Origin of the sequence: uncultured Fibrobacter sp., from assembly GCF_937877005.1 — a bacterium.
In the GTDB taxonomy this organism is placed as follows: Bacteria; Fibrobacterota; Fibrobacteria; order Fibrobacterales; family Fibrobacteraceae; genus Fibrobacter.
Window position 1 is genome coordinate 1 of record NZ_CALEFV010000273.1, and the last position, 1,723, is coordinate 1,723.

The following is a 1,723-nucleotide window of genomic DNA, read 5'->3' on the forward strand; positions in this document are numbered from 1 at the left end:
GAAGAAGCCAAGTACCTCAACGCAGGTGCAGGCGGACAACCAGGATGGGCAACCCGATACTGGGACTGCTGCATGCCCCACTGCGCACAACCCGCACACGGCGGCACGGCTAGGACTTGTAGCGCCAACGGGGGAAAGACTGTCATAGACAACAACAGCACCAAAAATATCTGTCAAGAAGGCGGACAGGGCGCCACCTGCACCAGCCAGATTCCTATTATCGTGAGCGAAAAGCTGGCCTACGCATTCGCGGCAACTCCCGGTAACGACAACACCTGCGGCAAGTGCTTCGCCCTCACCTTTACGGGCGAAGGCAAGTACGAAACCAAGGATAATCACAAGAAACTCAAGGGCAAGACACTTGTGGTGATGGCATCGAACATCGGCTACGATGTAGCCGGCGGTCAGTTTGACGTGATGATTCCGGGTGGCGGATTCGGAGCCTTTAACGGATGCGCCCAGATGGGCTGGAATATCCCGAGCAACACCACGACATACGGGGGTTTCCTCAGCGACTGCGAAAACGAATCCGGCTATGACGGCGACGTATACTCCAAACGCAAGGAATGCCTTACCAAGAAGTGCAACAGCGCCTTCGCAAACGACACCGAAGCCAAGGAAGGCTGCCTCTTCTTGGCAACCTGGATGGAAGCAGCAGGCAACCCGAACCACACCTACAAGGAAGTGGAATGCCCGCAGGCACTCAAGGCGAAATACTAATCCCATAGGTGCCAAAACGCTGAAACTTTTGGTCCCGGCAAGCGCCGGGGCCCTATTTTTTGTGAGCCAAATCGCATAATTGATTGACTTTCAATTTTTTACGTGAATTTTCTTGACAATTAAACTATCTTTTGCGTCGGATGGAATTGGAAGGACTTTCAAATGAAAGTCTCACTAGTTTTATTTGAGGACACTTATGAAATACCAATTCCTGAAGTCCGCACTGATCCTGGGATCCGTTCTGGCATTTGTGAACTGCACCGATGATGCTACTGACGTCATCAGCAACCTTGATCCCAACGCTAATCAACCTTCGGAAAACGATCCAAGTGCCGTGCCGGCAGACGATCCCTGTTGGCTCATCAACGCCGACCAGCCCTACCTCATCTACCCCGCAGGTATCGTGACGGACCTCAAGGGAAATCCGGTCGCGACGTTCGTATTTACCGATGAAAACTATACGACCGGCAACATGATTGCCGCCGACGGTTCTACCATCATCTTGAACAACATCGCCCTGGATAACCTCACTGTCGTTACCCGCGCAACAGCCTCCATGGCCTTGCCGCCGTCTTCTTCCGCAGCCATCGAAACCCCGGCCTCGTCTGCAGACGTGACTCCGACGGTTTCTTCGAGCAGCACTGGAACCACTCCGACCAGTAGCGAAACGGCCGCAAATAACGACAAGAGCTCATCTTCTGAAGAAAAGCAGGTTGCGACTTCTTCGGCCACCCAGACCCCCATTACCGACGGCAAGGTCACGATTACCGGTAGCCTGACCCAGACGGTCGCCCAGAAGGCATCTACGAGCGAAATCAAGTTCAGCGGTCTTTCCAACGAACCGACTCGCCTCTCCTGGAACGCCTACTTCCTCGAAACCAGCTACAGCAACGGCACCTATACCGTCAAGGCTATCACAAGATCTCAGAGCTCGATCGATTTTGCCCTTGAAAAAGGGTATATAGACGAAGGAACAAGCTCTGTCGAGCCACGCCTTATTTCT

At 53.3% G+C, this 1,723-nt stretch carries 1 protein-coding gene and 1 pseudogene; both read left to right on the plus strand.

Annotated elements, in window-relative coordinates; all coding sequences use genetic code 11:
* Positions 1-720, plus strand: a pseudogene (locus Q0628_RS12045) (glycosyl hydrolase family 5); the annotation flags it as partial.
* A 196-nt stretch (positions 721-916) separates the two neighbouring features.
* On the plus strand, positions 917-1,723 hold an 807-nt coding region (locus Q0628_RS12050), incomplete at its 3' end, for a hypothetical protein (protein WP_298771294.1).